Origin of the sequence: Yersinia proxima (assembly GCF_902170785.1) — a bacterium.
Lineage (GTDB): Bacteria > Pseudomonadota > Gammaproteobacteria > Enterobacterales > Enterobacteriaceae > Yersinia > Yersinia proxima.
Genome location: NZ_CABHYG010000011.1, coordinates 264,869 through 281,476, shown reverse-complemented (window position 1 = coordinate 281,476; position 16,608 = coordinate 264,869). Strand labels below are relative to the sequence as shown.

The following is a 16,608-nucleotide window of genomic DNA, read 5'->3' as shown; positions in this document are numbered from 1 at the left end:
CCCTTTGGGAATATAAACCGTTATTTAATATTGATGACCGCTGTCATTTTACAGGTTGCCATTACGGTTGCTCCGCGAGGCGTTGTCACTTGTACCTGGTCACCAGACTTCTTGCCTGCGCACGGTTTAATTAAGTGCTCTTCAAAACTCTTTTTTGCCTGTTCGGTTTGCTGATCTGCCGCTTGAGCAAAAGAAGAAACAGCCGCAGTAGCAAAAATTGCAGAAACCAAGATTTTCTTAAACATGAGTAGCTCCATTTATTCTGATTAATAGGCATCACTTACATCGCCAATGGAGCATACATTCGATATTTATTATTAGTTGTAAGTAAATAACAGTTACTGTGAATATATTATCTATAATAATCAAGTGATTAGGATTAATCTTCCGTAAGAGAGAATAATCTGTATTTGAATACTGGATATCTGGTCACTCAAGCCAGACACCCAATATTCAATCATGATTTAGCTCGGCACAGCTTGTGTCACTAATTGCCCTGCGGAGCCACGATCGGCCATTTCAAGGCTCTGGCTGTAGAACAGGAATGGAAAATGCTCGGAAGAAACCTGATTGAAGTACACCAGTAACTCCACACTTCCATCAACCCAGACGGTATCTTTCCAGCCGCGATCCTCGGCCATCGCCGGTGCACCATTCACATTTTTCACCAGGAACGAGACGCCCTGTATATGGAATGCTTGCGGCATATCTGCGTGTATGGTCCAGCGCTCCCAAGTCCCTTGCTGTGCTTGAGCATCGACCCGACTCATATCCCAGATAACGCCATTGATTCCCGGCAGATCATCTCCCAGACGGAACTCTCGGGTACGCACCACACTGCCATCCAGAATCTGATCAGAGAGCAAGCGCATTGGCAGGTTATCAGTGACCAATGGCAGCAAGCCAGTCGGTTTTAATGTCAGTACCAAAGTGGAAATTAAAATACTTGATGGCTCAAATAGCCCACGCAGCCTGTCCATAATCCCGGCAGACTCACCCGCCGTGATGGACACTTCGCTACCCTGCGACATATCGATAACCACTTCACGCCGCTCACCGGGAGCCAGTGAGAGCTGTTGTACCGCAACTGGCGCAGGCAGGAAACCTTGATCACTGGCCACCACATGCAGTGGGCGGCCATCACTCAACTGCAAGGTATAGCGGCGGGCATTGGACGCATTGAGTAAACGTAAGCGCACCCAACCACGAGAAACTTCGACAAACGGGCTTTGCACCCCGTTAACCAGCAAAGTATCGCCGATAAAGCCACCTTTGGCTGGCGGGTCATATTCCGGTACGCCAAAGTTATCGAGTCGTTTGTCCTGAATAATAATCGGAAAATCATCAACGCCGTAATGGCTTGGCAATGGCATTGCTTTGCTGACTTCATCTTCCACCAGCCACATACCCGCCAGCCCATTATAGACATGGGGTGCCATGCGGTTAGGCGTATTGGCATGATACCAACAAGTTGCAGCGGGTTGGCGTACAGGCAAAACCGGTGACCAGTCGACGCCAGGGGAGATCATGCGGGCGGCCCCCCCCATCAACGTGCCTGGGACTTGCAGCCCGCTGATAGTCATAGATACCGGCTCAGCCAAACGGTTGCTGTAAATGAGCTTCACATCATCACCGCTGTACACCCGAACGGTCGGCCCCAGATACATCCCGTTGATACCCCATACCGCAGCTTTCTGCTTACCACTGAATGCCCAATGCGCTCGCTGCAAGGTCAAAAACAGCGGTTGGCCACGACGTGATTCCAGTAAGGGTGGAACAGGTAACGAGGGCTGCTGGGTACTATTAGCCTGTGCCCTCAATGGCAACGAACCCGCGCCAAGCGCTAAGCCCGTAGCCTGAATGAACTGGCGACGACTGAGTGACATATCTTCTCCGTGAAAACCACAATCAAACCTACTGCAAAATTTTGCCTGACTGCGAATAACGCTGAAGGACGGCAAAATGCTCACGACCAGAGTCGTTTAAATAAAACCCGTCATACTTCAAGCTGCACGTGCGTTAGCTGCACTCAATCACCCGAATCACTTACTTATGTAAGCTCATCGGGATTAATGAGCCTCAAAGAGGCTCACCCTGCGGGCTAGCATAAATGCTGTTCAAATCGGTTTTCAACCGATTAGTCACTCGTTTGCCGCCTTCCTGCAACTCGAATTATTTAGGGTATTCTTTATATAGATTATTTTTCAGTTGCTGCCTGTTGGGCTATTTCTGCATCAAGTTGCTCAATTTTAGCCAGCATTAAATTACGGCAATGCTCTGACAACTCGCGCACACGTTCTTTACCATAACCAGTGGTATCAACGGGCGGCATTATTTCTACAATAACTTTGCCATTTGACCAACGGTTTAACTTGATATTATTGGTACTGGATACGCAGATTGGCACAATGGGCACCCCAGCGGCGATAGCGGCATGGAAGGCTCCGGTCTTAAACGGCAGCAAACCACGGCCACGGCTACGCGTCCCTTCAGGAAACATCCAGATAGACACATTCTTTTTTTTCACTTGCTCAACCACTTGAGCGATAGTGCCATGTGCTTTGGCGCGATTATCGCGGTCGATAAGCAGGTTGCCAGTCAGCCAATACAATGGGCCAAATAAAGGTATCCACAACAAGCTCTTTTTACCCACGGTGACGGTGCCGGATTGAACCACATTAGACATCGTGACCATATCGTAGTTATTTTGATGGTTAGCGATATAAATACAGGTTCCGTAGTTCGCCGCTTCCGCCGGAATTCGCTGTTCAACGGTAATCCCAAATAACACTGACATCCGGCCAAAGAGATGGGCGAACGTGGCAAGATTACGCGGATTTCGTGGGCGAAACAGGCAATAAATCGAACCAAACACACACACCAGAACACAATATAAAACTGCCAGTACCGTGCGCAAAATTAGTAGCATAACAACCTCTTAAACACTTATTTTTATGAAACACTCACTTCTATTAAACACTGGCTCTTAGATTTGTAATCGGCGCTAGTATAGCGGCTTCCTGACAAAATACCGCGCAGATTCCTTAACCTAATGATGTTACTCGAAAGCGCGAATGGCGCGCTCCCTGTAACATTAACTGGCTACCACCTCATGACTCTTCATTATCTGTTGGTATCGCCCGTTCAGGTGCATCAACATCAACGCGGTCAATACGTTGTAACCCACGAGGTAGTGGCGAACCTTTGCGCCCACGTTCAGCACGGAATTTCTGCAAATCTTCCGGCCGTAAGGTTAGCTTACGTTTACCGAAGTGAAGTGTAATTGACGTTTGCGGAGGCAAGACAAATAGCCATACCAAGCGGTCTTTGCCCGCTGCTGCATCTGCCGCAGAGATCGAGACGATTTTATTACCCTTACCTTTTGATAATTCAGGTAGATCTGCCACCGGGAACATCAACATACGGCCAGCCGCAGTGATGGATAATAACATGTCATCCGGCCCGTGAATTTCCAATGGCGGCAACGCCTTGGCATTCTCCGGCAAGGTAATCATGGTTTTCCCCGCACGATTTTTGGCGACCAAATCATTGAAAGTACAAACAAAGCCATAGCCAGCATCTGAAGCCATCAATAATTTCTGATCATCTGCTGCCATGAGTACGTGTTCAATATTGGCTCCTGGCGGCAGAGTCAACTTGCCAGTCAACGGCTCCCCTTGCCCACGCGCAGATGGCAGGGTCAGTGGATCTAATGCGTAGCTGCGACCGGTGGAGTCCATAAACACCACCGGTTGGTTACTCTTACCGCGAGCCGCTGCACGGAAACTGTCCCCCGCTTTATAACTTAACCCACTCGGGTCAATATCATGACCTTTGGCACTGCGCACCCACCCCATTTCTGACAGCACTATGGTCACCGGCTCTGACGGCACAATGTCATGCTCACTCATGGCTTTGGCTTCTTCACGTTCAGTCAACGGCGAACGACGATCATCACCATAAGCGGCTGCATCGGCCTGAATCTCTTTCTTAATCAGGGTATTAAGTTTACGTTCTGACGCCAGCAATGCCTGTAATTGATCGCGTTCTTTGGCTAATTCATCTTGCTCACCACGGATCTTCATCTCTTCCAATTTGGCTAAATGGCGGAGTTTCAGTTCGAGGATCGCTTCAGCCTGAGTTTCAGAAATCGCAAAGTGCTGCATCAGCAGCGGTTTTGGCTCATCTTCAGTACGGATGATATGAATAACTTCGTCGATATTCAGGAAGGCAATCAATAAGCCTTCTAAAATATGCAGCCGCTTCAGTACTTTTTCCAACCGATAATTCAGTCGGTTACGCACAGTTTGACGGCGGAATACCAACCATTCGGTCAAGATCTCCAACAGCCCTTTGACTGACGGTCGATGATCCAGGCCGATCATATTCATATTAATACGATAGCTTCTTTCCAGATCCGTGGTGGCGAACAGATGGTTCATCACTTGATCCAAATCGACGCGATTGGTACGTGGAACTATTACCAGACGAGTAGGGTTTTCATGGTCAGATTCATCACGTAAATCTTCAACCATTGGTAATTTCTTGGCGCGCATCTGGCTGGCAATCTGTTCCAACACCTTAGCGCCAGAAACCTGATGCGGTAGTGCAGTGATGACCGCACTGCCGTCTTCTTTTTTCCACAAGGCGCGCATCCGCACCGAGCCACGACCACTCTGGTAAATCTTACGAATCTCATTACGTGGCGTGATAATTTCCGCTTCAGTTGGGAAATCTGGCCCTTGCACAAACTCCAGTAACTCTTCGAGGGAGGTCGTAGGCTTATCGATAAGAGCAATGACCGCCTGCGCAATTTCACGCACGTTGTGTGGCGGAATATCGGTCGCCATACCCACAGCAATACCAGTAGTGCCATTGAGTAGAATATTGGGCAGGCGCGCAGGTAGCATTTTCGGCTCCTGCATGGTGCCGTCAAAGTTCGGCACCCAATCGACAGTTCCCTGCCCCAACTCACCCAATAGCACTTCTGCATATTTGGATAGGCGAGATTCGGTGTAACGCATTGCCGCAAAGGATTTAGGGTCATCCGGTGCCCCCCAGTTCCCCTGCCCATCAACCAATGGATAACGGTAAGAGAATGGCTGTGCCATCAGCACCATTGCTTCATAACACGCGCTGTCACCATGTGGGTGATATTTACCCAGCACGTCACCCACGGTACGGGCTGACTTTTTGAATTTAGCGCTATTGTTCAGCCCCAGTTCGGACATTGCGTAGACAATGCGCCGTTGCACCGGCTTCAAACCATCGCCGATAAACGGCAACGCCCGATCCATGATGACGTACATGGAATAGTTCAGATAGGCGTTTTCAGTAAAGGTGTGCAGCGGTAAGCGTTCTGCACCGTCATGAGTCAAATCACTCATTACTCAATTATCCTCAGACTCTGGAGGCGATCACTGTCAGTCAGCAGATCGGCACCGCAAGTTCATTGTCAATTTCTGCCCGCGATAGTACCTCATCTGCAGGGTTACTGTCACAACCCACAGAATCAATGTCGTGTCGGCTGATGCACAATTTTGCAGCTAAAACGCGGCAATCCAGGTGCTTTATTGCTTATTAAGCAACAGTGTTATGCATTGTTGTCTATTTTTCTCTGGTAAAGAAACCATTAGCATACTCAGTATTCCGGGTTAGGCAGTTTCAAACCCCTGTTATTTAAATGAGTTATATACCCAAAATAATTCGAATTGCAGGAAGGCGGCAAGCGAGTGACTCCTGATGAGCTTACTCAAGTAAGTGATTCGGGTGATTGAGTACAGCTAACGCACATGCAGTTTGAAGTATGACGGGTATAGCTTTAAAAAGGTATATCAATGAGTAACGTACTAATTATTAACGCAATGAAAGAATTTGCGCACTCCAAAGGGGCGCTCAATCGGACTCTCACTGATGTTGCTGCCGGGTTTCTTCAGGAAAATGGCCATGAGGTGAGAATTACCACGGTTGACCAAGGCTATGATATTGAAAGTGAAATTCAAAGTTATCTGTGGGCCGATACTGTCATTTATCAAATGCCGGGTTGGTGGATGGGCGAGCCTTGGATTTTGAAAAAATACATTGATGAAGTCTTTACCTATGGTCATGGCAAACTGTACCAAAGTGATGGCCGTACTCGCTCCGATGCCACGAAGAGCTATGGTTCTGGCGGTTTAATTCAGGGTAAAACCTATATGCTTTCGGTGACCTGGAATGCCCCTCTTGAAGCGTTTACTGATCCGAATCAGTTCTTCGAAGGGGTCGGTGTTGACGGTGTTTACTTGCATTTCCATAAAGCAAACCAGTTCCTTGGCATGAAGCCATTGCCAACATTTATGTGTAACGATGTGATTAAACAACCCAATATTGAAGGTGACATTAGCCGTTATCGTCAGCATTTGGCCGAAAACTTTAAGCGCCAGGCTATTTGATATCACTGCATCACACCTGAGTTGGAGTCGCTATGATTACCGTTTTTGCAGAAATAAAGGTCAAACTGGGTCGTCGCCAGGCGGTGTTGAACGCCATTGAGAAACTCATTCCTGCCGTGCTGGCAGAAGAAGGTTGTGGCGGCTACGTGCCGATGATTGACGTACCCACCCAGCTTGACTGGCAAAAGAATTCGCCGGACTCAATTTTCATGCTGGAAAAGTGGCAAAGTGTTCACCATCTGGAATTGCATTTACAGATGGAACACATGCATCAACATCGTGAAGTGATTAAAGACGATGTACTGGATGTGAATATTCATATCCTTGATAACGCTTAATCAACCGATCCCCAAAGTAATTGAAGTTGCAGGTAGGCGGCAAGCAAACGCATCCCGATGAGCTTACTCAAGTAAGTGATTCGGGTAAGTGAGAGTGGCCAACACCCCTGCGGCTTTAAGAACGAAGGGGATCTTTCAACCAATTAATGCCCTGCAACTTGATCTGCTCACTCACATAATCCAGAAAACAGGTAATCCGCGCTGCAAGCTGTGTATTGCGATAATAAACCGCGTTAATCGGCTGCCAGGTTTCCAGAATTTGATCTGCCATGACCTCAACTAAACGCCCCGCCAGTTGATCTTCTCGGGTCATAAAATCAGAGAGTTCGACGAGCCCTTCGCCCTGTAAAGCCAACAAGCGCAGTGTCTCACCACTGGATGCCGCCAAATTAGGCGTGATTGATGCCCGTCCACCGGGCAAATGAGGTAGCGACCACTGATTAAGAAATTCCGGCTGAGTGAAGCCGAGCAAGCTGTGATTTGCCAGGTCATCAATGGTGTGAGGGGTGCCGTGGCGTTGTAGATAATCAGGGCTGGCAAGGATACGCACCCGACTGGCTCCCAGCAGACGTGCATGGATGGTCGAATCGCGCAACGCACCAATACGAATCGCAATATCAGTGCGTTGTTCCAGTAAATCTATATTCAGGTCATCGGTATTCAGTTCAAGAATGATTTGCGGATATAGCGCGCGAAAACCGCTGATCATCGGCACAATCACATGCTGCATAAAAGGAGCTGCCGCATTCACCCGCAACCGCCCGGCAGGTTTTAGCCGCCGTAGCGCAATCTGCTCTTCAGCATCATCAACCGCACCAAGGATCTGCCGTGCATGGGTGAGAAACAACTCCCCCTCTTCCGTCAATTCCAATCGCCGAGTGGTGCGGCGTAGCAAAGTGGTCGCCAGCTTCTGTTCCAGCCGACTTAATGCCCGGCTGATGCCCGATGTGGTTTGACTGCGCTGTTCCGCAGCCGCCGTAATAGAGCCGCAGTCAACGACCGAGGTAAACGCCTGCAACTCTTCTAAGGTAACCTTCATCGATCAGACCTCAATCTCGGCGGTATCCCCTTTCTCTTGTAGCCAATTGCGGCGATCTTCTGAGCGTTTCTTCGCCAATAGCATATCCATCATCGCCATGGTTTTATCAATATCGTCATCACCAATGGTCAATTGCACCAAGCGACGGGTATTGGGATCAAGCGTTGTTTCGCGTAACTGCAACGGGTTCATTTCACCCAACCCTTTAAAGCGCTGCACATTCGGCTTGCCACGTTTGCGTTTTAGCTGCTCCAGCACACCGGCTTTCTCTTCTTCATCCAGCGCATAAAATACTTCTTTGCCCAAATCGATGCGGTATAACGGCGGCATGGCCACATACACATGCCCATTGCGAACCAGAGCACGGAAATGACGCACAAACAGCGCGCACAGCAAGGTGGCGATATGCAAACCATCGGAATCCGCATCCGCGAGGATACAGATTTTACCGTAGCGCAATTGGCTCAAATCTTCGCTGTCGGGGTCAATACCAATCGCAACTGAGATATCATGGACTTCCTGCGAGGCCAGGACTTCATCTGAAGACACTTCCCAGGTATTCAGGATCTTCCCTTTCAGCGGCATGATCGCCTGATATTCGCGATCACGTGCTTGCTTGGCAGAGCCACCCGCGGAATCCCCTTCCACCAGAAACAGTTCAGTCATGCTTAAATCTTGCGAAGTACAGTCAGCCAGTTTACCGGGCAGTGCCGGGCCGCTGGTCAGTTTCTTACGCACCACTTTCTTGGCCGCACGCATACGGCGCTGAGCGCTGGAAATAGCCAACTCAGCTAACTGTTCAGCCGCTTGTACGTTCTGATTCAGCCATAAGCTGAATGCATCTTTGACTACGCCGGACACAAAGGCCGCGCACTGACGTGAGGAGAGTCGCTCTTTCGTCTGGCCGGCAAATTGTGGATCTTGCATTTTAACTGACAACACATAGGCGCAGCGTTCCCAGATATCATCTGCCGAGAGTTTGACGCCACGTGGCAGAATATTGCGGTATTCACAAAATTCGCGCATCGCATCAAGCAAACCCTGACGTAAGCCATTAACGTGAGTACCGCCCTGCATGGTTGGGATCAAGTTGACGTAACTTTCAGTCAGTAACTCGCCGCCTTCCGGTAGCCATAACAGCGCCCAATCAATCGCTTCGGTATCCCCGGCAAAAGAGCCGACAAACGGCACTTCCGGCAAAGTAATCAAGCCGTTAACCGCTTCCATAAGATAATCGGTTAAACCATCGGCATAACACCAGCGCTGCTCGGTATTATTGACCTGATCTTTAAAGACGATCTCCACGCCAGGGCACAGTACCGCTTTCGCTTTAAGCAAATGAGACAAGCGAGATACTGAAAAACGCGGGCTATCGAAGAAAGAAACATCCGGCCAGAAATGTACGCTGGTGCCAGTATTGCGCTTTCCACATGTGCCGATAACCTGTAAATCCTGCACTTTATCGCCATTTTCAAAGGCAATGCTGTAGATTTGGCTATCGCGACGTACCGTCACTTCTACACGCTTGGATAAGGCATTCACAACTGAAATACCTACACCATGCAAGCCACCGGAGAACTGATAGTTTTTATTCGAGAATTTGCCGCCTGCATGTAAACGACACAAAATCAGTTCAACCGCAGGAACGCCTTCTTCAGGATGGATATCAACCGGCATCCCACGGCCATCATCAATTACTTCCAGTGATTGATCGGCGTGCAGAATGACATCAATGCGACGGGCATGGCCTGCCAGTGCCTCATCGACGCTGTTATCAATCACCTCTTGACCAAGGTGGTTTGGTCGCGTGGTATCCGTATACATTCCCGGACGACGACGCACTGGTTCTAAACCGCTGAGTACTTCAATGGCATCAGCGTTATAGCTGGATTCAGTCATGGTTTGATTAATATTCGGCTAATGGTTGGAAGGCTAGCGGCGATATGCCCGCTGTATTGAGTGATGCTTAAACCGCCAGATATCAAGCAGTCGCTAGCCCTAAAAAAGTCACAATCGGGGAGAAATAATGATCAAAGCCGACAAAGGCATGATTCCCACCTGATTCTACTGTTTGCCGACAAGGGGTGTAATAGGCAACCGCTTGACGGTAATCGAGGACTTCATCCCCGGTTTGTTGCAATAACCAGAGTAAATCCGGTGATTCCAACTTTTCAATCTGCATGGCTTTCAGATCGTAAATATGCCGAGACTCTAACACATATTTTTGCCCGGTGTAGGGGTTCTGATTTTCGCCCAGGTAATCACCGAGCAGCTCAAATGGCCGGACTGCCGGGTTAACCACTACTGCGGGAATACTGAAGCGCTGGGAAAGCCAGGTCGCAAAATAGCCACCAAGAGAAGAGCCAACCAAACCAATGGATTGCCCGGCTTTATCCATCACGATGCTTTCCAGCATTTCTGCGGCCTCCGCCGGATAAGGCGGTAATTGCGGTATCAGCATCTCAATATGAGGATGGTGTTGCTGCAACCAGCTTTTGAATGTCGTTGCTTTGGCCGAGCTGGGTGAGCTATTAAAGCCGTGAATATATAGAAGCGTACTCATCAATAACCATCCGAGTCCATGTCCGGGCAGAACTCATCACTGGCTAACCGACGAACCTCAGTTTCAAGTCTTCCATCAGGCAGTAAGTCGAGGTAGCGCCATCCCGGTGCCACGGTATCAAGTGTGAAATTAGTACAGTGCGGTTTGAACTGCACACAGGTAGAAGGGCTGGCCAGCAGGCGTTTGCCATACCAATCGAGATCCAAATCCTGATGGATATGGCCACACAATAAGGTGGTCACACGCGGATAGCGGGTCAATACTGCCGCTAGCATATGTGCATTACGCAAGCTGTGCTGATCAAGCCAGGTACAGCCTGAAGGCATCGGGTGATGGTGTAATAATATCAGTGTATAGCGTTCTGGATGTGCCATCAGGCAGCGCTCCATCCACTCCAACTGATACTCACTCAACTCACCATAAGGAACACCAAAGACCTGACTGTCCAATAATAGAATTTGCCAGTTATCACCCACCAGAACATGCTTTGAAGGGGCGATACCAGCACTGGCTAAGGCATCCACCATAGCTGGTTGGAAATCATGATTACCTGGAAGCCAGACACAGGGCGCTGGCAAACGGGAGATACCCTTTGCAAAATTTTGATAAGCGGCAACGGAATGATCCTGAGCCAAATCACCTGTTGCAACAATAAGATCAAAGGGGTGCTGCTCAGCAATAATCGCATCCAGCACAGCGCGATAACTGCGAGAAGTATTTACACCCAGCAAGGTCTCATGTTCCCCCGCAAAGAGGTGGGTATCTGTTATTTGTAAAATTCTAACCCTGGCCCCACTCGCCATAGGCAGTTTAAACAGGCTTTCCAAATGGTGTCCTTGTTTTTGCATCCTTCCCAACCAGATTCATTACGTACCTTCATCTCTGTAGGTCAGGCTATAAGTCTGTCTAACAAACCGGAACTGCCACCGCTCCATGCGCCAAGCAATAGCGCAACCAGTCAGCAAGAAACTGGTTAATTTGATGCTTTTCGTCCCGCTGATGCAACTTTTTATTCGGATAATCATAACTTGCTTTGAAACGAAAGATCTGCTGACTGGCACACACTTCCGCGACCATAGCATCATGATAAAGCCGTACCACCATAGAGGGTAGGCTCCAGTATCTGACTGCGGGCTCGATTTGGACAATCTCAACAACAGAAGTGTAGCGGGTCGATTCAATAATTGTCAGTTGATAACTGGCGCCATTAACCTGATAAGCCACGCTTTCGCCCACTTCGTCGACTCGCGGTATCAAACGACGTAATTGGGCGAAGTTAGTTTCGCATACCCGCATCATCTCAGGGAAATCAGGTGTGTAGCGCTTGCTCATTATTATCTCTCTTTTTATCTACTTATCTATACTCTAAATAATTCGAGTTGCAGGAAGGCGGCAAGCGAGATAATCCCGATGAGCTTACTGTAGTAAGTGATTCGGGTTATTGAGTAAAGCCAACGCACATGCAGCTTGAAGTATGACGAGTATATTTATGACTGCCATTCTGCTCTTAGCGCTTGATGGTGCAACGCCAACCACTGTAATGCAATGATTGAGGCTGCGTTATCAATTGCACCTTCGTCAACCCAGCGACAAGCCTGCTCACGGCTGACAACATGCACCTTGATATCTTCATTTTCATCGGCCAACCCATGAATCCCACTCGCGGTGGTCGCATCGACTTCCCCAACCATAATGGACAAACGTTCACTGGTGCCCCCCGGGCTGGCTAAGTAACTCAATACAGGTTTACAGCGGCCAATATGAATTCCCGCTTCTTCCTCAGCCTCGCGCCGCGCCACTTCCTCAACGGTTTCGCCCTCTTCAATCATCCCTGCAACCATTTCTAATAACCAAGGTGATGGGCTGCTGTCAATGGCGGCAATACGCAGTTGCTCCACCAGCACCACTTCATCACGTATCGGGTCGTAAGGTAATAGTACGGCGGCGTGACCGCGCTCAAAAATCTCGCGTTTAACTTCCCCGCTCATTTCGCCATTAAACAAACGATGACGAAATCGGTATAAATTCAGTGAAAAAAAGCCCTTATACAGTGACTCTCGTGCAATAATTTCCACATCGTTTTTATCGAAAGTCACCGGTGAGGGTTGTTGTGATGACATATACTTCTCTCCTGATGTCAGTATCAAACCTAAATTGTACTTTTTGATGACAGCCAAACGACACAGGCTACACCCTAAATAATTCGAGTTGCCGGAAGGCGGCAATTGAGCGAACCCCCATGAGCTTACATAAGTAAATGACTGGGGTGAACGAAAGCAACCAACGCACACGCAGCTCGAAGTATGACGGGTATACAGGATTTTAAAATAGCAGGCATAGAGTTAGCTGATAGAAATGATTTTGATAAAGATTATTTGACAAAGATGGCCGATACAGATTAGTTGTCTGAATACTCATTTAGCTTTGTGTTAGATTTAGGTAAATTTAGGCGAGATGGCACAATCAGCCACCTTATCCCATTGGCAGACTCTGATAGAATCGGCAACAATTCGTCTATCGACAGCTACCATAGTAATATTGCCGCACAACTGCTGCACAACAAGGACTGCAAATGAAGAAACTGCTCCCCCTTCTTATCGGGCTGAGTCTGGCTGGTTTCAGTAGCATGAGCCAGGCAGAGAACTTGCTGCAAGTTTATAAGCAAGCCAGGGATAGTAACCCGGATTTACGCAAATCAGCGGCTGACCGCGATGCTGCATATGAAAAAATTAATGAAGCTCGCAGCCCGCTATTACCACAGTTAGGTTTAGGTGCGGGTTACACCCATACCAATGGCTTCCGTGATGCTTCTGATAACCCAGATAGCAATGCCACATCAGGCTCACTGCAACTGACGCAAACTATTTTCGACATGTCCAAATGGCGTGCTTTGACTTTGCAAGAGAAAGCTGCCGGTATTCAGGACGTAACGTTTCAGACCAATGAACAAGCGCTGATTCTGAACACGGCAACCGCCTACTTCAATGTCCTTAGAGCCATTGATAGCCTGTCTTATACCGAAGCGCAGAAACAGTCCGTTTATCGCCAGTTAGACCAAACAACCCAGCGCTTTAATGTGGGTTTAGTGGCTATTACTGATGTGCAAAACGCCCGCGCTAGCTACGATACCGTGCTAGCAGACGAAGTTACGGCACGTAATAACCTGGATAATGCGCTGGAAAACCTGCGTCAAATTACCGGTGTTTACTACCCAGAACTGGCGTCACTCAATGTCTCTCGCTTGAAGACTGAACGCCCACAAGCCGTCACTAACCTGTTGAAAGAAGCTGAAAAACGTAACCTTTCTTTGCTTTCTGCCCGCTTGAGTCAAGATTTGGCACGTGAGCAAATTAAGTCAGCAGAAACTGGCTATATGCCAACTATCGATTTGACGGCATCAACTTCAGTCACCAATACCCGTTATAGCGGCGGTACACCAAGCACTCAGCAACTGAATAACGATGCAGGTCAGAACAAAATTGGCGTGCAATTGAGCTTACCGCTGTACAGCGGTGGGGCGACGAATTCTGCCGTGAAACAAGCACAATACAACTTCGTCGGTGCCAGTGAGCAGTTGGAAAGCGCACACCGCGGTGTAGTGCAAACTGTACGCTCCTCATTTAATAACATTTCTGCATCCATCAGCAGCATCAAGGCTTATGAGCAGGTGGTTATTTCTAACCAAAGCTCATTAGACGCAATGGAAGCAGGCTATCAGGTGGGTACTCGTACTATTCTGGATGTATTGACTGCAACGACTAACTTGTATCAATCCAAACAGCAACTCGCGGATGCGCGTTATAACTACCTAATCAATCAGTTAAATATCAAGTCTGCTCTGGGCACGTTGAATATGAACGACTTGATGGAGCTGAACGGTGTACTGGATAAACCCGTCCCGACATCAGCCACCAGCCTGGCTCCAGATAACGCTAACCAGAATGCTTATGCTGATGGTGCCAGCACGCAGGCAGCACCTCGCGTTACCACAGTTAGCCAACCGACGACTGCAGCGCCAGCCGCCGCACGTAACGGCAACCCATTCCGTAACTGATTTTTACGGATTTGTACCTACCGGGCATAGCATCAAGCCATGCCCGGTTTATTTTTATTTACTCCCTCTTTTAGCTCCCCAGCATTTTTCGGCGATGAAAAAAGCGAACTTACTCGCAGCATTTCGTATAACTTTGTAAAGTCTGCGTCTCATCAGCCCTCGCGCTTTAATTTCATACACATTTCCCCTATTCTTAGGACACTTACTGGGAAAGGGCATTGAACGCCCGGAAATGAGACAAATAAAGATGAAACGGACTCAAAACATCAATCAAGAGACTTTCCGTAAATCCTGGCGCAGTTATCGCCTGGCGCCAGTAGCTTTAGCTATCAGTGCCGTATTTATGCTGGCTGGCTGCGAAAAAACCGATGAAACCGTCTCTTTGTACCAAAATGCTGATGATTGCTCAGCGGCAAATCCGTCCAAGAGCGCGGAATGTACCACTGCTTACAATACGGCGTTGCAGGAAGCAGCTAAAACTGCGCCCAAGTATGCAACTCGTGAAGATTGCGTGGCTGAATTCGGTGAATCACAGTGTACTCAAGCTCCTGCACAAGCAGGCATGGTGCCAACATCTTCGTCATCTTCTGAAACAACGGCTGCTGCACCACAGCAAAGCGGTAGCATGTGGATGCCACTGATGGCAGGTTATATGATGGGCCGAATGATGGGTGGCGGTGCAAGCCAGCCGTTGTTTACCTCTAAAGCACCAAATAGCCCGGCTAACGGCAAGTTTGTCGATGCCACTGGCAAAAACTTTGGTTCAGCCACCACTGGCCGCACCATGACAGTACCTAGAACAGCGATGGCTCCGAAGCCAGCTGTGACCAATACCATCACCCGTGGCGGTTTTGGTGATTCAGTAGCTAAACAGTCTTCGATGCAACGCAGTGCGGCAACATCATCCAAAACCAGCACGCGCAGCATGGGTGGCTAAGGTCTGATTAATGAAACGTTTAGCGATTAGCGAACGCCCGGACTGGCGCGAAAAAGCCACTGAATTTGGTTTTCGTTTCCACACCATGTATGGCGAACCGTACTGGTGTGAAGATGCATATTACCAATTCACACTCGCACAAATTGAAGAGTTGGAAGACACCACCGCAGAGTTGCATCAGATGTGCCTGCAAGTGGTTGAGAAAGTAGTTAATAGCGATCAACTGATGGCAAAATTCCGCATTCCAAAACATTGCTGGGATTTTGTTCGTAGCTCATGGAAGACCAATCAGCCTTCACTCTATTCGCGTCTTGATCTGGCCTATGACGGTGTAAATCCAGCTAAATTGCTGGAAAACAATGCTGACACCCCAACTTCATTGTATGAGGCAGCTTTTTTCCAATGGCTGTGGTTGGAAGATCAGATCAATGCGGGCAATCTGGACTCAGAGTCTGATCAGTTCAACAGCATGCAAGAGAAACTGATTGAGCGTTTTGCTGATCTACGCGATAACCACGGCTTTAGTTTACTGCATCTGGCCTGCTGCCAGGACAGCGAAGAAGATCGTGGAACTGTGCAGTATCTGCAAGATTGCGCATTAGAAGCCGGTTTGCCAACTGAATTCATGTTTATGGAAGAAATTGGCTTAGGGGAAAAAGGGCAATTTACCGATCTGGATAATCAGGTTATCAGTAATTTGTTCAAGCTCTATCCGTGGGAATTTATGTTCCGCGAAATGTTCTCCACCAAACTGGAAGATGCAGGTGTACGCTGGCTGGAACCGGCCTGGAAGAGCATTATCTCCAATAAAGCCTTGCTGCCACTGCTGTGGGAAATGTTCCCAAATCATCCTAATCTGTTGCCTGCATATTTTGCTGAAGATGATCATCCAGCCATGGATCATTATGTCACCAAGCCGTTATTCTCGCGGGAAGGTGCCAATATCCAGATAGTGGAAAACGGTAAAGAAGTGGCGCGAGTTGATGGGCCATATGGTGAGGAGGGCATGATTGTTCAGCAATTCCATCCTTTACCTAAGTTTGGTGATAGCTACACGTTGATTGGTAGCTGGTTGGTTAACGATCAACCATGCGGTATTGGCTTGCGTGAAGACCGCGAATTGATCACCCAAGATCTGTCACGTTTTTACCCACATATCATTTTGGGTTAATCCTGCGCAAGAATAGGTATAAAGGCTAATGCCGTAAAATTATTGATAAAACTGAACCAAGGGGAAACACTCCGT

The 16,608-nt window shown here is 48.4% G+C and carries 15 protein-coding genes; 5 read left to right on the top strand and 10 right to left on the bottom strand.

Annotated features, from left to right (window positions below):
* Positions 1-20: 20 nt before the first annotated feature.
* The 4 genes from FTB31_RS10200 to parC form a co-directional block, all read right to left on the bottom strand.
* A complete protein-coding gene (locus FTB31_RS10200; RefSeq protein ID WP_050077102.1) occupies positions 21-245 on the bottom strand; it encodes a hypothetical protein in 225 nt (74 codons plus the stop codon).
* A gap of 219 nt (positions 246-464) precedes the next feature.
* Positions 465-1,886 (bottom strand): cell division protein FtsP, encoded by a 1,422-nt coding sequence (gene ftsP / locus FTB31_RS10195; RefSeq protein WP_050077101.1) that lies wholly within the window; start codon positions 1,884-1,886, stop codon positions 465-467.
* A gap of 311 nt (positions 1,887-2,197) precedes the next feature.
* A complete protein-coding gene (locus tag FTB31_RS10190) occupies positions 2,198-2,929 on the bottom strand; it encodes a 1-acylglycerol-3-phosphate O-acyltransferase (protein WP_005174094.1) in 732 nt (243 codons plus the stop codon).
* Positions 2,930-3,110: 181 nt separating this feature from the next.
* On the bottom strand, positions 3,111-5,387 hold the full coding sequence (gene parC / locus FTB31_RS10185) for a DNA topoisomerase IV subunit A (protein WP_227729513.1): 2,277 nt from the start codon (positions 5,385-5,387) through the stop codon (positions 3,111-3,113).
* 450 nt (positions 5,388-5,837) lie between these two features.
* On the opposite strand from parC, the gene FTB31_RS10180 reads away from it, so the two are divergent.
* Together FTB31_RS10180 and FTB31_RS10175 are read left to right on the top strand one after the other, a co-directional pair.
* Positions 5,838-6,431 (top strand): NAD(P)H-dependent oxidoreductase, encoded by a 594-nt coding sequence (locus FTB31_RS10180; protein WP_050077097.1) that lies wholly within the window; start codon positions 5,838-5,840, stop codon positions 6,429-6,431.
* A gap of 32 nt (positions 6,432-6,463) precedes the next feature.
* Positions 6,464-6,769: a putative quinol monooxygenase gene (locus FTB31_RS10175; RefSeq protein ID WP_227731339.1), complete on the top strand. Its 306-nt coding sequence runs from the start codon at positions 6,464-6,466 to the stop codon at positions 6,767-6,769.
* 115 nt (positions 6,770-6,884) lie between these two features.
* Here FTB31_RS10175 and FTB31_RS10170 read toward each other — a convergent pair whose 3' ends face one another.
* The 6 genes from FTB31_RS10170 to nudF all read right to left on the bottom strand — a co-directional run bounded on the left by FTB31_RS10170 (position 6,885) and on the right by nudF (position 12,491).
* Positions 6,885-7,808 carry a LysR family transcriptional regulator gene (locus tag FTB31_RS10170; RefSeq protein WP_050077095.1) on the bottom strand — a complete coding sequence of 308 codons (924 nt, stop codon included), beginning with the start codon at positions 7,806-7,808 and terminating at the stop codon, positions 6,885-6,887.
* Between the two features lie 3 nt (positions 7,809-7,811).
* Complete coding sequence (parE, locus tag FTB31_RS10165) at positions 7,812-9,707, bottom strand: DNA topoisomerase IV subunit B (RefSeq protein WP_050077094.1); 1,896 nt, start codon at positions 9,705-9,707, stop codon at positions 7,812-7,814.
* Between the two features lie 82 nt (positions 9,708-9,789).
* Positions 9,790-10,371 (bottom strand): esterase YqiA, encoded by a 582-nt coding sequence (yqiA, locus tag FTB31_RS10160; protein WP_050077091.1) that lies wholly within the window; start codon positions 10,369-10,371, stop codon positions 9,790-9,792.
* Positions 10,371-11,198: a 3',5'-cyclic-AMP phosphodiesterase gene (cpdA, locus tag FTB31_RS10155; protein WP_046050212.1), complete on the bottom strand. Its 828-nt coding sequence runs from the start codon at positions 11,196-11,198 to the stop codon at positions 10,371-10,373. The genes yqiA and cpdA overlap by 1 nt, the downstream gene beginning before the upstream one ends.
* A 79-nt stretch (positions 11,199-11,277) precedes the next feature.
* Positions 11,278-11,703, bottom strand: a complete 426-nt coding sequence (locus FTB31_RS10150; protein ID WP_019079117.1) for a DUF1249 family protein — start codon at positions 11,701-11,703, stop codon at positions 11,278-11,280.
* Positions 11,704-11,858: 155 nt separating this feature from the next.
* Positions 11,859-12,491, bottom strand: a complete 633-nt coding sequence (gene nudF / locus FTB31_RS10145; RefSeq protein ID WP_050077089.1) for an ADP-ribose diphosphatase — start codon at positions 12,489-12,491, stop codon at positions 11,859-11,861.
* A gap of 452 nt (positions 12,492-12,943) precedes the next feature.
* Between nudF and tolC the strand changes: the two genes are divergently transcribed.
* From tolC to FTB31_RS10130, 3 genes are all read left to right on the top strand, one after another.
* Entirely contained in the window at positions 12,944-14,425 is a 1,482-nt protein-coding gene (gene tolC, locus FTB31_RS10140) for an outer membrane channel protein TolC (protein ID WP_050077087.1), read from the top strand.
* Between the two features lie 247 nt (positions 14,426-14,672).
* Positions 14,673-15,362, top strand: coding sequence for a DUF1190 family protein (locus FTB31_RS10135; protein ID WP_019079121.1), 690 nt, complete (start codon positions 14,673-14,675; stop codon positions 15,360-15,362).
* Between the two features lie 10 nt (positions 15,363-15,372).
* Positions 15,373-16,533 (top strand): glutathionylspermidine synthase family protein, encoded by a 1,161-nt coding sequence (locus FTB31_RS10130; protein WP_005160795.1) that lies wholly within the window; start codon positions 15,373-15,375, stop codon positions 16,531-16,533.
* The last annotated feature ends 75 nt before the right edge of the window (positions 16,534-16,608 follow it).